This is a genomic window from Streptomyces sp. CNZ301 (genome assembly GCF_004217425.1).
This window is the reverse complement of record NZ_SHLG01000001.1, coordinates 3808926-3826018: the sequence shown is the minus strand read 5'-3', so window position 1 is coordinate 3826018 and position 17093 is coordinate 3808926. Positions and strand designations below refer to the sequence as shown.

Genomic DNA, 17093 nt, shown 5'->3' with positions numbered 1-17093 from the left:
CCTCAGACGCGCTCGGCCATGGGACGTGTGGCGGTGCTCTGTGCGACGACGCGCTCCTCGAACTCCACGAACGCGGGGACGGCCACCGGCTCGAACCGGACCCGGAAGGACTTGAGGAAGTTCCCGAACAGCGCGCGGTCACCGCACAGATGGATCGGTACGGCGAGGAAGGCCCACTCGAAGCCCGCGACAGCGGCCCAGACGCCGAGCACGACGGCGTGCGTGACGAAGCTGTGCATCGTGTTGTAGAGCACGTAGTAGGCCTTGGAGATCCGGCCGCCCCCCGCCCGGCGGAACGCGACCGCACCGGGCAGGTAGCCGATCACGTCGATGTAGACGAAAAGGAACGCCGCGATCCACCAGTTGATCTCGGAGAGGTTCCAGAGGAACAGCGCGGAGCAGGCAGCCAGCGCGACGCCGTACTCCAGCCGCAGGAGCTGGAACGTCGCTCTGCTCTCGAAACGGTTGAGATGATCCATCGTCGCCCCCTGTCACGCCGTCAGCGCGGCACCCGGCGCGCTCGGAGCGCCGAGCCGGGCCGTCATCGCCGTCGCGGTCGCCGGGTCGTCGAGGACACGCGCCTCGCCGAGGAGCCGGTGGACGATGGTGGCGATCGCCTCCTTCAGGACCTTCGTGGCGATCGGTTCGAGGACGCCGGCCAGGCTCGGTATCCCGAAGTCGAAGGTCGCCTCGAACGTCACCTCGCAGCCGCCCTCGATGGGTGTGACCTGCCAGGACCCGCGGAAGACGTGGAAGTCGCCGCTTGTCTGCTCGAAGACGATGCGCCTCCGGTCAGGCTGGAAGTAGTCCACCTCGGACCAGCGCAGCGGCCCGTTGCGGAAGAAGATGTCCCACTCGCTGATGACCGGCTCGCCCTCGCCCGCCCGGTGCACGAGCACCGAGCGGACCTCGTCCACGAACTCCGGGTACATCTCGAACTTGGCGACCCGCTCGTACGCGGAATCCGCGTCGGCGGCAAAGGACTGCAACTTCAGTTTGAGACTACGCATCTGCCAGCACCTCGTGCTCGGGGTTCCGCTCGGCGACCCGCCGGGTCGCCCGCTCGAACCGGTCGAAAAGGAAATCCACCTCGGAGTCGGCCATCGTGGCCGGTGGCGTCAACCGCATGACGTGGTCCGAGTTGAGTGAGAGATTCGCGATGACGCCCTCGGCCACCAGCGCCATGAACAGGTCGACCGCCATGGCCGGGTCTGCGAACTCGACGCCGATGAGCAGCCCGGCTCCGCGCACCTCGTGAGGGTGGTGCGACAGATGCGAGGCGAGAATGCCCTCCAGCCCCGGCGTGAGCCGCGCCCCGAGCGCGGCGGCCCGCGCAACCAGGTCGTCCTCCTGGATGGCCAGGATCGCGCCCTGCACGGCGGCCATGGTGATCGGTGCCGCCGAGAAGGTCGACGTGTGCAGGACCGGGTCCCGGTCCAGTACCGCGAAGACGTCGCTGGTCGCGATGGTCGCGGCGACCGGCAGCAGCGCGCCGCCGAGCGCTTTGCCGGACAGCAGGATGTCCGGCAGAACGCCCTCGGCCTCGCAGCCCCACCAGGCACCGAGCCGGCCGAGGCCCGTCTGGACCTCGTCGGCCACGAGCAGCGCTCCGTGTTCCGTGCAGGCCGCGCGTACCGCGCGCAGGTAACCGTCCGGCGGGATCACCACGCCGCCCTCGCCCTGCACCGGTTCCACGATCACGCACGCCTCTCCCGGATGCTGCCGCAGGGTTCGGGTCAGCGCGGCCACGTCGCCGAACGGCACGTGGGTGACGTCCGGCAGCAGCGGGCGGAACGGCGCCTGGAAGGTCTCCCTCGCCGTCACCGAGAGCGCGCCGAGTGTCTTGCCGTGGTAGCCGCCGGTCATCGACACCAAGTGACGGCGGCCGTTCAGCCGAGCGATCTTGATCGCGGCCTCGACGGCCTCCGCCCCCGACCCCGAGAAGTGCACCCGTTCAAGTCCGGGCGGCACCACCGAGATCAGGAGTTCGGCCGCGCGCGCGGCCGCCGGGTCGAGGAAGATCCGGGTACCGATCGGATGGAGGTGGAGCTGCCGCTCCACCTCGCGCATCACCACGGGATGCCGGGCACCCATGATCAGGACGCCGTACCCGCCGACGTTGAGGTACGTCTCCCCCCGGCTGGTGGTCAGCCACGCTCCGGACGACTCGACCTCGATCTGCCCGCCCAGTACGTCGGCGAGCCTTGCCCGTCCCGTGCTCATGAACCGCCGATAGGCATGCGAGACGCGCTCGTCCTCTGTCAGTGCTCTTTCCTGCATGCCGGACCTCACTCGAATGTGAAGACGTCGCCGGTGAAGTTCGCCGCCAGTGCCGCGCTGGTGCTCGACCGGGAGGGGGGATGGAAGTTGACGCACTGGCAGGCCGCGACGAGGTAGCCCACGTCGGGAGACTTGATGAACGCCATGCCGCCGAGTGCCTCGAGCGCGCGCCGCGCGGCGTCGACGATCGCGTCCTGTGCCCCGTACCGGGCGATCATGGCCTTCGTGAGAGCGGTGTTGTCGCCTTCCCTCGCTGCGAGCCGGTCGGCGATGCCCTCCAGCAGCTGCGCCGCCGTCTCGATGCGCACCCCGAGGTCGGCGGCCAGTACGGGGCTGAGCTTCCTGGACGCGTAGGCCCGCTCCACCAGTGCGCTGGCCATGCCCAGATAGCAGGAGGTGATCAGCATCTCGAACCACATGAACCCGACGGTCTGCAACTCGTCGAGCTCGCCCTGCTCGCCGGTCTCGGTGGAGACCAGCAGGGCGTCCTCGACGAACACGTCGGTCAGCCGCACCTCGTCGCTCTCGGCCCCGCCCAGCACGTTGCTGTTCCAGAACGGATGCACGGACACTCCGGGAGTCCCCGCCGGCAGGAGCATCAGCAACGACTCGGTGCCACCGCCGTCGCGGGGAACGGTGAGACTGGCCGACAGCAGGTCCATCGAGCGGGACATGCTGCACGGGCGCTTGGACCCGTTGACGACGACGCCGCCGTCCTTACGCACGCCCCCGACCGTGGGCGACAGGATGCCCTGGCCGGGATTCCCCTCGGCGAACCCCGAGGACACCAGCAGGTTCTGGGTCGCGATGCCCTCGAGAAGTGCCCACTCCAAGCCGCTGGACTGCAGGCTCTCGGCCAGGGTGAAGATGGTCGCGACGGAGAAGTGGTGCATCGTCGACGCCACGGCGAGGGACGGTGCCGCGGCCCCGATGGCCCGGGTGACCTGGATCGCCTCCCGCGCGCTCGCGCCCGATCCCGAGTAGCTCTTCGGGATGACCAGCGCCGGGCCGCCCGCCGCCCGGAACAGTTCCAGAGCGTTGTTGCCGGGCTTCTCCAGCTCGGTGAGCGGGACTTCGGACAGCTTGCCCAGGAGACCGGGCAGGTAGGTCTCGCAGACGGCGCGTGCCTCATCGAGTGTGCGCATCGCTCTCTTCCTTCCGCGCGGGCCGCGAGGAACCGTTCGCGACGATGGAGACCCCCTGCAGATGAGTGGTCCGCAGCACGGGGTAGTTGGCTTCGCCGAAGACTCCGCCGGTCAGGCCGGTTCCGCCGTGGGAGGGCAGCGGGGCGGCGAACGCGATGTGCGAGTCGTTCACCTTGAGGAGCCCGCCCTTGACGGTTCCCGAGACGAAACGGTCGATCGTCTCTTCGTCCTGCGCCCACAGCGAGTTGCGCAGCCCGTACATGTTGGAGTTGACGAAGTCGATGAAGGCCTCGAACAGGGAGTCGTCGTCGTCCCGTTCGGGGACGACGACCGGCAGCAGCGGGAAGAACGTCTCGTGCTTCACGACGTCCAGCTCCCGGGCACCGTGCAGGCCGTCCACGCGCAGGACCGTGGGCTCCAGGAAGAACCCGGAGCTGTCCCGGGAGCCGTCGATCAGCACCCCGTGCCCGCCGGTGACGACCGTCGCGCCGGCTTCGACGGCGTCGGCCAGGAACTGGTTGAACTTGTCGTGCCGCAGCACGGGCGACAGCAGCACGCCCTCCTCGTCCGGGTAGCCGGTACGCAGCGCCCGCGCCTTCTCGGCGACGCGGTCGATCAGGTCGTCGGCTATCTCGGGGTGCGCGAGCACCTGGTTCGGGATCATGCACAGCTGCCCGGAGCCGTAGAAGCTCTCAGTGAGGGCATCGGACGCGCGGTCGAGGTCGGCGTCCTTCCAGACGATGACGACGTCGTTGCCGGCCAGCTCCAGGATCGGCTTCTTGCCCGCCTCGACGCAGCGGCGCTCCAGCTTCAGGCCGCTGGGCACGTCCCCGAAGTACAAGATGTCGTCCACCTGCGGGCTGTTGATCCAGGTGTCCAGCATCGGGCCGGGGTGGCCGCACACGATGTTGAGCACGCCCGGCGGGGCGCCGAGTTCGTCGAGGATCGGCGCGATCAGGTGGCGCAGGGCGTAGGTGACGCCGAACGGTGCGGTACGAGGCGCCCGGACCACTGCCGCGTTGCCGCCGGGGAGGCACATGGTGCCCAACAGGGCGCTGACCAAAGGGGCGTTCGCCGGCGGGGTGATGCACACGACGCCGTCGGCCTGCCGACGGACGATGTTGCGGCGGCCGTCCAGTGAGAACTCCTGCCACAGCTGGCCGCGCAGGTAGTCCGTGGTCTCCTTCCTCACCAGCTCGCGCATCCCGGACAATTCCCACTTGGCCAGCTCCAGCGGGTGGCCCTCAAGGGTCAGCAGCCGGACCAGTTCGTCCTGGTGCTCGTCGATGACGCCCCGCAGCAAGTCCATCCAGCCGTCGAAGCGCGTCGAGAGCGGCATGGTCCGCCAGATCGCTGCCGCGTCGGCCGCCGCATCGAGTGAGTCCTCGACCGTCTCCTTCTCCGCGACGGCAACGCGGCCGGCGATCACGCCGTCGGGAGCCTCGGCGGGGGAGAGCCGGCCCGACTCCAGCTTGCGTTTGAGACTGAGGCTGGCGAACGAATCGTCCAGAACGGCGCGCGCGGAGAGCACGTAGACCCAGTCGCCGCTCTGCACGTCCTTTCCGCGTACGTAACTGCTCAGTGAGGGTATTCGATGGACTTCGGCGTTGGCTGGCACAGCGTCCCCGCAATCTTGATTCCGATGACAGCCCGGTGATGGTGAGCCGCCCACGTCTGTGATGCGTCAAGGAGTATTGGCGGTCGCTCTGAAATCCCTCTGACGTCCGTTGCCGGGTTACGTAGGCGGGACGTCAGAAGGGGTCGCTAACGTCGTGCCAACGAATTTCCGAACTGCCGACATGGGGACACACGATGCAGGTGCCCGATTCGCTCCACCCGGAAGGTCACGTCTCGGAGCTCAGTGCACTCGAGTCGTACGCGGACAATCCCAGCGCCTTTCTGGCCCTCAACCGGGGGAACGAGTACTTCACCAGCACAGGAATCGACGGATTCGTGTGCTACCGGCCCCAGGGCCGGCGGTGGATACAGTTCGGAGGGCCGTTCACCGGTGCCTCGGAGAGAAAGAAGCTCCAGTCGATGTTCCTGGAGCAGGCACATCGCAGCCGGCGCAGGGTCGTGGGCGTACAACTCCAGCGCCAGGATGCCGAGTTGTTCGCCGAGCTGGGCCTCACCGTCAATCAGGTCGGCGCGTCCTACGCCGTGAGCCTCACCGACTTCAGTTTGCGCGGAAAACGGTTCGTGCGGTTGCGGAACAAGATTTCCCGCGCCCTCCGGGCCGGTCTGGAGATCGCCGAAGTAGAGGCCGGCAAGGTGACCGACGAGGTCGCGCACATCGATGCGCAGTGGCTTCGCCAGAAAGGAAAGCACACGAAGGAACTGACGTTTCTGATCGGCGAGATCGGCGGGGAGTGGCAGCCGCTGCGCAAGCTTTTCGTCGGCAGGATAGAGGGAGCCGCCGTCGGCTATGTCTCATATGCTCCTGTCTTCGGCTCGTCCCCGGGGTGGCTGCACGACCTCAGTCGCCGTCTTCCGGACTGCCCTCCCGGCGTGATGGAAGCGATCAACTTTCATGCCATGGAACGGATGCGGGAGCAGGGCGCACCCTGGCTGCACTTCGGCTTCACGCCGTTCACCGGCCTCGACGACGGCAACCGGCTGCCAACCGAGAGCCGGGCCACGACGCGGATGGTCCGGTGGATCGCTGAACACGGCGACCGTCTCTATCCTGCCAAGAGCCAACTGGAATACAAGTTGAAGTGGTGCCCGACGGCCGTTCTCCCGGAATACTTCGCCTTCGACGGCGGGGTGTCACCACGCTCCTTGTGGAGCGTCGCGCGGGTGACGAACATTTTGTAGCGCGCGATCGAGGAAGGGTACTCGAAGCGGCCCAACGAGGTCCGGGGAAACCCGGTCGGGTGTTTACGCCCACGCAGGTTCGAATCCTGCCCCTTCCGCAACATGTCTGCCGCAGGTGCGAGCAGCCCTGCCATACCGGCTCCGACAGTCCGCCTCGGCCGCTCGAATGCGGCTCCGGGGAACCGCTTTCCACGTCCGCCGGACCGGAATTCCGCGCCCGGTTGAATCGAGCAGAACGGATCATTTGATGACCCAAGTCAGTGCCGTCGCTTCCTGCAACGCTCCGGTCGACATCGCCTTCAGCTATCTCGACGACTACCGCAACGTTCCCGACTACTGGCACGGCATGACGAGTTACCAGCCGGTGGGAACGCCGGATCAAGGGCTCGGAGCAGTGTTCGAGGCCGTCAGCAAGGTCGGTCCCACCACTTTGAAGTCGACCATCAAAGCGGTGGAATGGGAGCGGAACGTCCGTGTGGTCTACCGGTCGGTCTCCGGGGTGCGTTCGGTCACTCGTTTCGAGTTCGCCGCGGTCGACGAGAATCGCAGCACGGTGACCTTCTCCGTCGAATTCCATTTGCCCGCCGGTATCGCGAGCAAGGCGCTGGAGAAGACGCTGGAACCGTTTGTGAGCAGCGCCGCCCGCAGCACGGCCGACAACATCTCGCGCCGCGTCGCCGCCTACTACGCGGCCGGGCCCGCCGCCTCGTCCGCCCACCGGGACTCCGATCGCCCCGGCGCCTGAAGCGCGGCGCCGTCCGCCGGGTGGCGCCGCGGCCCGAGCGAGAAAAGCGGCGCCCCGGGCTCCGCTCACGCCTGGTCGCCCGGCGGGCGCGTTCCGCCGCGCATGAAGGGAGCACACGTGATGGAACTCGCCGACTCTCGCCCGGACCGACGGCCTCTCCCGTCCCGGCAGCCGGATCACCCCGCTGCCCTCCAAGGCGTCGTGCGTCATGCGCTGGACCCGGATGTGCCGGTGCGGATCGCGGACCTGGCACGGCGCTGCCGGACCACACGGTTCGTCGTCCTGCGCGCGGCCGCCGGGGTTCTGCTGGCCCGCTGGTCGGGCCGGGGCGACGGCAGCCTGCTGCTGGCCGGCGACGGATGCCCACGAGAGGAGCGTCGTGGCGCCCGGGGCGCGCGCGACGCGGGCGAGGAGTTACCGCGCGGCGGGCGGGAGGAGTTCGGACCGACCGTTCTGCGCACCGACTACCGCGCGGGCGAGACCTTCGCCGGGCTGGTCGCACGGGAAGCCGCTCGGCCGGCGAACGCACACGCGGTCGTGCCCGGCGCGGCAGACGGCGGGGGCCCCAGGCGGCCGGCGTGCGCCCGCGCCGGCTCCCGCGCGGTGCCGCGCCTGTGCCTCCGCGCGGCCGACGGAGCTCCGGCAGCGGGTTCTCGCCCGCCCTCGCCGCCGGCGGCCGAATGGGACCTTTCCGTCGACCTGGCCTCGGCCCGGCTCGAACTGCGGTACGAAGAGGGACCGTCGACCGCGACGGAAGTGCGGCTGCTCGCCTCCTACTACGGCGAGCTGCTGAGCGTTGCCGCAGCCGATCCGTCCGTGGCGGTCGGCTCGATCCCACTCGCGCCGCCCGCCGGTGTGCTGCGCTCGCCGGAGGCACTCGACGGGCTGTTCCGGGCGTTGCGGAACCGGCCGGGGTGCCCGAGCCGGGCCAGGACCGTCGGCGCCCGGATCGTGGACAGTACGGACGGTGCCGCACTGCCCACGGGGTTGTACGGAAGACTCCAGCTGGAGATCGTCGACGGTTCGCGGACCCCCCGTTGGCTGGACGCTCCGGCATCCGGCCGGCGGACACCGACGGGCGAAATCCGGCTGGACCTGCCCGCACCCGCGGAGCGCGAACCTGCCGGCACCGCATCACTCAGCACCGCTTCGCAGCGGCGTCTGCGCGCCGTCTCCGCGTCCGGCATCGCGGCTCAACTGGCTGCCGCGTGGGCGACGCACCTGGGCCTCTCCACCGAGGCGGGTGCGGGTCCGGCTGAACTCGGCGGCATGTTCCCGACATGAGCGAACTGCGAGTGGTGCGAGCCGAATTGTCAGGAAGGCGCAGCGGTTCCGGACGGTGGCGAATCCGCTGCGCGGAGCGGCGTCCCTGACCAGTTGGCACGGAGAAAGTCCGCGATGTCCCGCACCGAGGCCGCCGCCTCCCGTACGAATCCCGCTTGAGTCTGCGCCGCGTGCCACAGAGTTCGGCTCTCCGCGTAAACCAGTGGGACGCCGGCGCGCCGCAGCGAGACCGCCAGGTCGAGGCACTGGCCGTACACCAGCTCACGCGTGTTGGCGTGCAGGTAGGTGGGCGGCAGGCCGGCGAGTGGACCTGTGTGCGGTACGTAGCGGGGGTCGGCGGGGTCGCCGTCGCCGAGGTACGCGGCGGCGCAGGCCAGCCCCCAGCGGCGGTTCACGACCATGTCGCGGCTTCGTTCGGCCACCTCGGCGGGGTTCACCCAGGGCGACACCAGGACGAGGGCGGCGGGCTGTGACTGTTCACCGGCGAGCAGATGCTGCGCCGCGGCGAGCGCGAGGGCGCCGCCCGACGAGTCCCCGGCCAGGGCTATCGATGCGGCCGGGTGCCCCTCGGCGTACGTCAGCGCGGCGTACGCGCTGAGCGTGTCCTCCAGCGCCGCCGGCAGCGGATGCTCGGGGGCGAGGCGGTAGTCCAACAGGTAGACCGCGCGGCCGGTTTCGCGCGCGAGGCACGCGGCCAGCGAGCGGTGGGTGGCGGGCGAGCCCACCGTGTATCCGCCCCCGTGCAGGTAGAGCACGGCCCCTGCCGGTGCCGAGCCGGCCGCCCGGTCGGCTCGGATGAGCTCGGCCGTGCGGCCGCCCAGCCGTACCGCGGTGCGTGTGGTTCCGGACGGCAGCGGCTGCACCCGGGCAGCGCCGTTCATCAGGGCGCGCTGTGCGCGCCACGGCATGCGGTGGTGGAGCGTGAGCCGGTAATAGGGGTGAAGCAGTGCCCGGGCGATCGGCAGTGGAAGCATCGGGGCCCTCATGACGCCGACCCGGGGCGTGGGGCTATCCGCAGAAGCCGGGACATCCAGGCGCCGACGCGCTGGGACCCCACGGGGGCGACACGGGACAACAGGTCGAGCGCCTTGGCCTCCGCCCCGATCAGGACGCGCGCCCGGCGCCTGTGGACGCCGTCGGTGATGGTGGCCGCGGCCATCTCCGGGCTGTGCAGCGCCAGCCGCCGGTCGAAGGCCCGCGCGATACCGTCCGGGTCCAGGCCTTCGGCAGCCGTCCCGTTGCGGGCGATGGCAGTCCTGATGCCTCCGGGGTGCACACAGGTCACGCGCACCGGGTGCTTGGCCAGCAGCATCTCCTGGCGCAGGCATTCGGTGAACCCGCGCGCCGCGAACTTCGAGGCGTTGTAGGCGCTCTGCCCTGGATAGGTGACGAGCCCGAAGAGGCTGGAGACATTGACGATGTGCCCGTCCCCGGACGCGATCACGTGGGGCAGGAAGGCCAGGGTCATGTTCACCGTGCCCCAGAAGTTGACGTCCAGCACGCGCTCGATGTCCTTGAAGGACTCCCGGAGAGCCTCTCCGTAGTGCGCGATGCCCGCGTTGTTGTAGAGCTGGTTGACGGTGCCGAACTGGCCCCTGACCTCCTCGGCGTATCCGAGTACGGCCTCCCGCTGGGTCACGTCGAGCGCGTCGGCGCGCACCCGTGCCCCCGCGGCCTCGCACCGTACGGCGGTCGCTTCGAGGCCGTCCACGTTCACGTCCGCGAGAGCGAGATCGGCGCCGAGCTCGGCCAGGCGCAGGGCGAGCGCCCGGCCGATGCCCGATCCCGCGCCGGTGACGACGGCGACGCGACCGGTGAAGCTGCTGGTTTCAGATTGCCTGGTCATTCCGGTCCTCGGGTCGAGACGTGATAGGCGTCGAGGTCGAACCTCCGGGTGATCTGGCGGAACCGGTAGGAGAAGCCGGGCCAGATCGTGGTGTTGGCGCCGTGCTTGTCCATGTACCAGCTCGCACAGCCCCCGATGTTCCAGATCGTCCGGGACAGCTTCCGCTGGAGGTCCTCGGAGAAGCTCCGCTGCGCCGGCTCTCGGACCTCGACCGAGCGCAGGCGCAGGCGTTTCATGGTCGTGATCGCGTCGGCCAGGTAGTTCACCTGAGACTCGATCATGAAGATCATGGAGTTGTGGCCCAGGCCCGTGTTCGGTCCGACCAGCATGAACATGTTGGGGAAGTTCGCGATGGCCGTGCCCTTGTAGCTCTGGCGGCCCACCTCGTCGAAGACCTCCCCCAGGCTCCGGCCGTCCTTCCCGAACAGCCGCCGGTAGGTCGGGGAGTCGGTGACCTGGAAGCCGGTGGCCATCACGATGGCGTCGACATCGCGCTCGACGCCGTCGGCCGTGACGATCGACTTCTCCCGGACCTCGGATATGCCCGAGACCACCAGTTCGACGTGGCGCTGCCGGAAGGTTCGGTGGTACGTGTTCGAGAGCAGGATCCGCTTGCATCCGACTTCGTAGTCGGGGGTGAGCCGCCGGCGCAGCAGCGGGTCGGGCACCTGGCGACGCAACCACGCACGCGCGAGCACTCCCACGGGCTTCATCAGCGCGGGCCGCTTTGCCAGCGCGACGGCCTGGGCCTCGTGCGCCCAGTAGATGCCGGAGCGCACGAGCCGCTGGTAGAACGGCACATACCGGCATGCGAGGCGTTCGAGGGTGGAGTAGCGGCGGTCCAGGCGCGGCATCACCCAGGGGGCGGTGCGCTGGTAGACCTGAAGCCCGGCCACGCGCGGTGCGATGGCGGGCACGATCTGGATGGCGGAGGCTCCGGTCCCCACGACGGCCACCCGCTTGCCCGTCAGGTCGGCCGTATGGTCCCACCGGGCGGAGTGGAAGAGATCACCGGCGAAATCGTCGATGCCCGGCAGCGCGGGTCGTGACGGCTCGCACAGGGCGCCGAACGCGCCGACCAGGATGTCGGAGGTGAAGGTGCCGCGGGAGGTTTCGACCTCCCAGACGGCCTGCTCCTCGATCCAGCGGGCACGGAGCACCTCACACCCGAACACGTGCTTGTCCCGTACGCGGTAGCGCTGTGCCGTCCGGGTCAGATAGGCCTGGATCTCCCGCTGCGAGGAGAACGAGCGGCTCCAGCCCGGGTTCAGGGCGAAGGAGAAGGAGTAGAGGTGGGACGGAACATCGCAGGCCGCGCCGGGGTAGGTGTTGTCCCGCCACGTTCCGCCGACGTCGTCGCCCCGTTCCAGTACCAGGAAGTCGTGCCATCCCTCCCGGCGGAACCGGATCGCGGCAGCGAGCCCGGCGATGCCCCCGCCGATGACGAGGATGTGCTTGTGCCGGTCCTTCCGGGCCGCGGCTTCGGTGCCCTCGGCAGCTCCTTCCGGTGTCTGTGCCGTCTTGTTCCGTTTCTTCTTCCGCTGGTGCGCAGTACTCAAGGGGATCAGATCTCCCGTCACAACCTGTCCCGGACGCTGGGCTCCCGGATCGTGACAGAACAGTTCTGACGTGCTTCTGAACTGACCCGGACTGCGGAACAGAGCGGTTTCAGGGCGTCCGCGCAGGATGAGCCCGAGAAGGGCCTCGACACGTGTCGTGTCCTGCGCAATCCGCTCTCACGTAACCGAGCAGGTAAGGAGACGCCCGATGGAATCCACACCGGCGAAAGCAGATGCAGTCGAGACGCCGGACGTGCTGATTGTGGGGACCGGGCTCGCCGGCCTCGGCATGGCGATGAAACTGCTCGACGAGGGGCACTCCGACTTCGTGGTCCTGGAGAAGGCCGACTCGGTGGGCGGAACGTGGCGGGAGAACACCTACCCGGGTTGCGCCTGCGACGTCGCGAGCGTCATGTACTCCTACTCCTTCGCGCCCAACCGTGACTGGAGCCGGATGTACGCCGGGCAGCCCGAGATCCTCGACTACATCAAACGCGTTGTGAAGGACCGCGGGGTCGAATCACACATCAGGTTCAATACCGAGGCGACGGCATACGAGTTCGACGAGAGCGCCGACAGGTGGACGGTGCGGACCCGGGCGGGGCAGGAGTACCGGCCGCGTGTGGTCGTGCTGGCCCACGGGGCGCTGCACAAGCCCAACTTCCCGGATCTTCCGGGCATGGACCGGTTCAAGGGGCGGATGTTCCACTCGGCGCAGTGGGACCACTCCGTGGACCTGCGGGGCAAGCGGGTCGCGGTCATCGGCACGGGTGCCAGTGCGGTGCAGTTCATACCGGAGATCGCCGGCACAGCCGCCCACGTCGACGTCTACCAGCGCAATGCGCACTGGGTGTTGCCCAAGGCGGACCGGCCCCTGAAGGACCTCGAGCGCAAGCTGTTCAAGGCCCTTCCGTTCACCCAGCAGCTCTACCGGCTTGTGGCCTACTGGACGCACGAGCTGCCTGTGCTGGCGTTCCTTCACCCGAGGTTCGTCAAGGTCTTCGAGCTGGCCTCCCGGCGCACTCTCGCCAAGCAGGTGGCCGACCCCGTGCTGCGGGAGAAGCTGACGCCGGACTACAAGATCGGCTGCAAGCGCATCCTGCTCACGAACGACTACTACCCGGCGCTCCAGCGCTCCGACGTCGATCTCATCACCTCGCCCATCGCCGAGTTCACCGAGTCGGGGCTGACGACGGCGGACGGCGAGAGCCACGAGGCGGACGTGGTGATCCAGGCGACCGGGTTCGCCACGGAGAACCGCTGCGCCACCGAGCACATCGTCGGCCGGGCCGGTGTCACGATCCAGGAGGCCTGGCGCGACGGCATGACCGCCTACCTCGGCACAACCGTCGCGGGCTTCCCCAACATGTTCATGCTGATGGGCCCGAATTCGGGCGGTGGCGCCCAGTCCATCCTGTTCGTCATCGAGTCACAACTGCACTACATCGTCGAGTGCTTGCGCATGATGCGCACGCGGCGTGCGTCCAGGCTCGAGGTGCGTGCGGAAGTCCAGCGGAGATTCAACAACTGGCTGCACGCCAAGTTGGGCCGATCCGTCTGGAACTCCGGTGGCTGCCACAGCTGGTTCCTGGACCACACGGGCAAGAACCGGCAGTCCTGGCCCGGAACCGGGACGTCCTACTGGCGTGCCACCCGGCGTCCGGACCCGGACGCGTTCGCGCTGAGCGGCTCCGCCGGGAGGCGCCGGCTGCAGGTGGTTCCGGAGCCCGCGGACGGCCAGTGAGCAGGCCGCGATTGCACTCAACATACGGTCGTGCGTATAGTTTCTGGCGATGCGCGAGTCGTCCGTTCTGAACGGTCCGGACCCTCGAGACGGGCGGAATCGCCTGCGGACGTCCCGGCTGGCGCGTCCGGTGCAGAGCTTGGACAAGAGGGGATGTTTCCGTGACGCATGCCAGAGAAGAGCTTCGCGAAGCCGCGGCGGAGCCTGCCACCCGCTCCGCTGTGCCGTGGGCGCCCGTTTCCATCGTCATGGTCGGCATGTTCATGGCCATCCTCGACTCGTTCATCGTGGTCGTGGCGGGCCCGGCGATTCAGGCCGATCTGGGGGCCTCCGTCGGCCAGTTGCAGTGGGTGTTGGCGGGCTACCAGCTGAGCTACGCGGTGTTGATGATCACTGGTGGCCGGCTCGCCGACCTGTACGGCCGCAGGCGGATCTTCACGCTCGGAACCGGGCTGTTCACGCTGGCGTCGCTCGCCTGCGCCATGGCCCAGGACCCCGGCACGCTCATCGTGGCCCGGATCGTGCAGGGCCTCGGGGCGGCCCTGATGGTGCCACAGGTCTTCGCGGTCATCACCCTGGTGGTCCCCGCGAAGGGCAGGCACCGGGTCATGGGCGTTCTGGGCGTGGTGATCGGAATGGCCACGATCAGCGGGCAGTTGGTCGGCGGTCTGCTGATCGGTGCCGACCTCTTCGGCAGCGACTGGCGCTCGGTGTTCTGGGTCAACGTGCCGATCGGCGTCGCCACGCTGCTGTTCGCCCTGAAGCATGTGCCCGAGTCGCGTGCGGAGGGTGCTCGCAAGCTGGACTTCCCCGGTGTGTTCGTCTTGAGTGCCGCGCTGCTGCTGCTCACCTTCCCCCTCATCCAGGGACGCGAGGAGGGCTGGCCATGGTGGACGTGGGCCTGCTTCGCTGCCAGTGCCGTGGCCTTCGCCGTCTTCGTCGCAATCGAGCGGAGCATCGACCGGCGCGGCGGTGACCCGCTGATGAAGCTGGCGCTGTTCTCGCAGCGGTCCTTCTCGTTGGGCATCGTGCTGGTCGTCGCCCTCTACGCGCTGCTCGCGTCGTACTACCTGGCACTGTCCATCGCGATGCAGGACGGGCTGGGCATGTCGGCGCTCGGCGCGGGGCTGGTGTACACACCTGCCGCGGTGACCTTCTTCGTCTTCAGCATGATCGCGAGCCGGCTCGTCCCGAAGTACGGCCGCCGCGTCCTGGAAGTCGGCTCCGTGGTGCTGGCGCTGGGCTACCTGACGACTGCGATCGTCCTGCTCTCCGGGCCGAGGCTGACGCCGCTGCTGGTGATCCCCACCCTGATGCTGCAGAGCGTCGGCGGTGGCCTCCTCATCACGCCGTCGCTGAACGTCGTGCTCGGCCGGATCCGCCCCGACACGGTGGGCATGGCGTCCGGAGCGCTGTCCACCGCACAGCAGGTCGGTGGCGCGCTCGGCGTCGCGGTGATCGGTGCGGTGTTCTTCAGCTCGTTCGATCCGGCTGACGGAGGGCGCGTCGAGGCGGCGGGACACGCCTTCGCGATGTCGTCACTGACGACGTTCGTGATCGCGGCCCTGGCCTCCGTAGTCGTCTTCCTGTTGCCGAAGCAGCCGAAAACCGGCAACTGACGCCGCGAAACCGGCATCCGGAGAGGCTGCGGAGACGCGTCCTCCGACGCGGGCGCCACACACAGTTGCGCAGCGCCGACGCGGCGGGCCATGAAAGGCCCGCCGCGTCGGCGTTCGTGTGCGTGCCGGCGGATGCGTCCGGCAGGAAGCCACCATGGCTCTGGGCTCGGACGGCGATACGGGGGTGACTTCAGCGCGGTGGTGCGAGGAGCCCGTCGACGATGCGGCGGACCTTGCTCACTGCGTCGGATTCCCCGGCCTGCACACCGATATTGGCGGCACACAGCAGGGCGTCGAGCTGGAAGACGGTCAGATCGACGTCGACTTCTGCGATCTCGCCCGCGGCCACGGCGTTGCGGATCTCGGCCCCAAGAGTCCGGCGCCACTCACGCTGGTCGCGGAGGAGGGCGTCGCGCACCGGGCCGGTCCGGCTGTCGAAGTCGGCCAGGTTGGCCACCCGGAAGCAGCCGCCCGTGAACAGCGGTGTGGTGGCGTATACCGCCCAGTGGTCGAGCAGTGCGCGCAGTCGCGCCACGCCTTCGGGGGCGGATGCCGCGGGGCGGATCACCGCGTCGATGAACATCTCGCGGGCCAGTTCGACGGCCGCGAGCTGGAGGGCTTCCTTGCTCTTGAAGAGCGTCTGGATGCCTGCCTTGCTGAGGCCGGTGTCCGTCGCGAGCCGACCGAAAGTGACGTTGTCGAGGCCCTCCAGCGAGGCGATGTCGATGGCTCGCTTCAACACGGTTTCGCGAGTGCGGGCACCGCGCAGCAGGCGCTTGTCCGTGACGCCCGGCTTCGTCCTGTCCGGCAGCGGAAGCATGGGCGATCCGGAGTCATCGGCGGCCCGGGCGGCTGTCGGTTCCGTGGTACTACCCATACGGACGATCGTACCTCAATCGCCCGTTGATGTACCCATGCCTGCCGTTGACGTCCGAGCTTGACGGAAAGATTCCGCTTGAGGGTGTGCGGGCGCTGCCGTGCGTCGAAAACCCGAAGATCGCCGGCGGCGGGCGAATTCCACTTCTGGGGCGGCGACGTCTCGGTGGCTTCCATGCCTCGTATGCACCTTTTCCGCAACCCTGCATGAATCCCTACTCGAATGTGCGGGCTGCGAGGATGGTCTGCAACTGGCTAGGATCAACCTTGTTCACTGATGAAGCTTTTCGGTCGAATCTTGAGCTTCTGGCAGGTCCAGGCGGTTCCCAATTCTTCAGACCCATAGGAGGTCCACAGTGACCAGGTCCGGCATAGGCATCCTCGGGCCCCTGCGAGTAGAGCTGAAAAACGTGGAAGTGGGTTTAAGCGGATCGAAGTTACGCAGTATTCTCGCCGTTCTCGCGATCCGCGCGAACAGCGAGGTCCGCCGCGACGAACTGATCGAAGAGCTGGACCTGATGCGGACCACGAGTGACGCGGTCAACGCGGTGCACGCGCATGTGGCCAGGCTCCGTCGCTGGCTGGACCACAATGGCGGGAGTGCTGACATGCTGGAGACGGTCAATTCCGGATACCGGCTCAACATCGACCGGAATTCAGTCGACGCGCACCGATTCGTCGACTTGGTGGAGAACGCTCTGGCGCTCGCTCCCGGTTCACCGTCGGTTGTGGCGTCGATTCTGAGGGACGCGTTGTCACTGTGGCGCGGCGATGCCCTGCTGGACGCCGTCGAGGGGCCGTTGGTGGCCACCACCGCGGATGAACTCCATCACTGGCGTTCAGTTGCTCGGGAAACGCTGATCGATGCGTGGCTCGCGCTCGACTGCAATCAAGAAGTGGTTCTCAACGCAAGAAGATTCATTTCCGAGGATCCACTGAATGAATCGCTGCGCGCACGCCATATCACGGCGCTCCGTCGTATGGGCCGGCACGCGGAGACCGTCGAGGCCTACAACGAGGCCGAGCGGGTGCTGCACAGCGAACTCGGAGTGACTCCCGGGACCGAACTCCGCGCCGCGTCCGACCCTGCTGTCCGGTTCATTCCCGCGCCGAGCGTCGTCCGGCGTGAACGAGTCATGAGCGGCGTTCTGTCGTAGGCACCCACGCGTCACCCGGCT

General features: G+C 68.4%; 15 protein-coding genes and 1 tRNA gene. 7 read left to right on the top strand and 9 right to left on the bottom strand.

The features are described from left to right. Positions 1-2: 2 nt before the first annotated feature. From EV375_RS16520 to EV375_RS16500, 5 genes are read right to left on the bottom strand one after another with little or no spacing between them, the layout of a single operon-like run. Positions 3-479: a hypothetical protein gene (locus tag EV375_RS16520; protein ID WP_130300103.1), complete on the bottom strand. Its 477-nt coding sequence runs from the start codon at positions 477-479 to the stop codon at positions 3-5. Between the two features lie 12 nt (positions 480-491). Continuing rightward, entirely contained in the window at positions 492-1010 is a 519-nt protein-coding gene (locus EV375_RS16515) for an SRPBCC family protein (RefSeq protein ID WP_130300102.1), read from the bottom strand. After that, positions 1003-2280 (bottom strand): aminotransferase class III-fold pyridoxal phosphate-dependent enzyme, encoded by a 1278-nt coding sequence (locus tag EV375_RS16510; RefSeq protein WP_130300101.1) that lies wholly within the window; start codon positions 2278-2280, stop codon positions 1003-1005. The genes EV375_RS16515 and EV375_RS16510 overlap by 8 nt, the downstream gene beginning before the upstream one ends. Positions 2281-2288: 8 nt before the next feature. Further along, positions 2289-3425, bottom strand: coding sequence for an acyl-CoA dehydrogenase family protein (locus EV375_RS16505; protein ID WP_130300100.1), 1137 nt, complete (start codon positions 3423-3425; stop codon positions 2289-2291). Then, a complete protein-coding gene (locus EV375_RS16500) occupies positions 3409-5043 on the bottom strand; it encodes an aldehyde dehydrogenase family protein (RefSeq protein ID WP_486588518.1) in 1635 nt (544 codons plus the stop codon). The genes EV375_RS16505 and EV375_RS16500 overlap by 17 nt, the downstream gene beginning before the upstream one ends. Before the next feature lie 194 nt (positions 5044-5237). Here EV375_RS16500 and EV375_RS16495 point away from each other — a divergent pair, with 194 nt between their 5' ends. The 4 genes from EV375_RS16495 (at position 5238) to EV375_RS16485 (ending at position 8271) form a co-directional block, all read left to right on the top strand. Then, a complete protein-coding gene (locus EV375_RS16495) occupies positions 5238-6242 on the top strand; it encodes a DUF2156 domain-containing protein (protein ID WP_130300099.1) in 1005 nt (334 codons plus the stop codon). A gap of 11 nt (positions 6243-6253) precedes the next feature. Then, positions 6254-6340, top strand: a tRNA-Phe gene (locus EV375_RS29150). Positions 6341-6489: 149 nt separating this feature from the next. Then, positions 6490-6987 (top strand): SRPBCC family protein, encoded by a 498-nt coding sequence (locus tag EV375_RS16490; protein ID WP_165434746.1) that lies wholly within the window; start codon positions 6490-6492, stop codon positions 6985-6987. Between the two features lie 201 nt (positions 6988-7188). After that, complete coding sequence (locus tag EV375_RS16485; protein WP_130300097.1) at positions 7189-8271, top strand: condensation domain-containing protein; 1083 nt, start codon at positions 7189-7191, stop codon at positions 8269-8271. A gap of 29 nt (positions 8272-8300) precedes the next feature. Here EV375_RS16485 and EV375_RS16480 read toward each other — a convergent pair whose 3' ends face one another. The 3 genes from EV375_RS16480 to EV375_RS16470 are packed head-to-tail and all read right to left on the bottom strand — an operon-like array spanning position 8301 to position 11676. Further along, complete coding sequence (locus tag EV375_RS16480) at positions 8301-9245, bottom strand: alpha/beta hydrolase fold domain-containing protein (protein ID WP_207228139.1); 945 nt, start codon at positions 9243-9245, stop codon at positions 8301-8303. A gap of 8 nt (positions 9246-9253) precedes the next feature. Beyond that, positions 9254-10117 (bottom strand): SDR family oxidoreductase, encoded by an 864-nt coding sequence (locus tag EV375_RS16475; RefSeq protein ID WP_130300095.1) that lies wholly within the window; start codon positions 10115-10117, stop codon positions 9254-9256. Further along, positions 10114-11676, bottom strand: coding sequence for a flavin-containing monooxygenase (locus tag EV375_RS16470; RefSeq protein WP_486588517.1), 1563 nt, complete (start codon positions 11674-11676; stop codon positions 10114-10116). Before EV375_RS16470 ends, EV375_RS16475 begins: the two co-directional genes overlap by 4 nt. Before the next feature lie 208 nt (positions 11677-11884). Here EV375_RS16470 and EV375_RS16465 point away from each other — a divergent pair, with 208 nt between their 5' ends. Together EV375_RS16465 and EV375_RS16460 are read left to right on the top strand one after the other, a co-directional pair. Continuing rightward, complete coding sequence (locus EV375_RS16465; protein WP_130300094.1) at positions 11885-13420, top strand: flavin-containing monooxygenase; 1536 nt, start codon at positions 11885-11887, stop codon at positions 13418-13420. 161 nt (positions 13421-13581) lie between these two features. Then, a complete protein-coding gene (locus tag EV375_RS16460) occupies positions 13582-15039 on the top strand; it encodes an MFS transporter (RefSeq protein WP_486588516.1) in 1458 nt (485 codons plus the stop codon). Between the two features lie 190 nt (positions 15040-15229). On the opposite strand, the gene EV375_RS16455 is transcribed toward EV375_RS16460, so the two are convergent. Next, on the bottom strand, positions 15230-15916 hold the full coding sequence (locus EV375_RS16455; RefSeq protein WP_486588515.1) for a TetR/AcrR family transcriptional regulator: 687 nt from the start codon (positions 15914-15916) through the stop codon (positions 15230-15232). Positions 15917-16271: 355 nt separating this feature from the next. Between EV375_RS16455 and EV375_RS16450 the strand changes: the two genes are divergently transcribed. After that, complete coding sequence (locus EV375_RS16450; RefSeq protein WP_130300093.1) at positions 16272-17072, top strand: BTAD domain-containing putative transcriptional regulator; 801 nt, start codon at positions 16272-16274, stop codon at positions 17070-17072. Positions 17073-17093 lie beyond the last annotated feature (21 nt).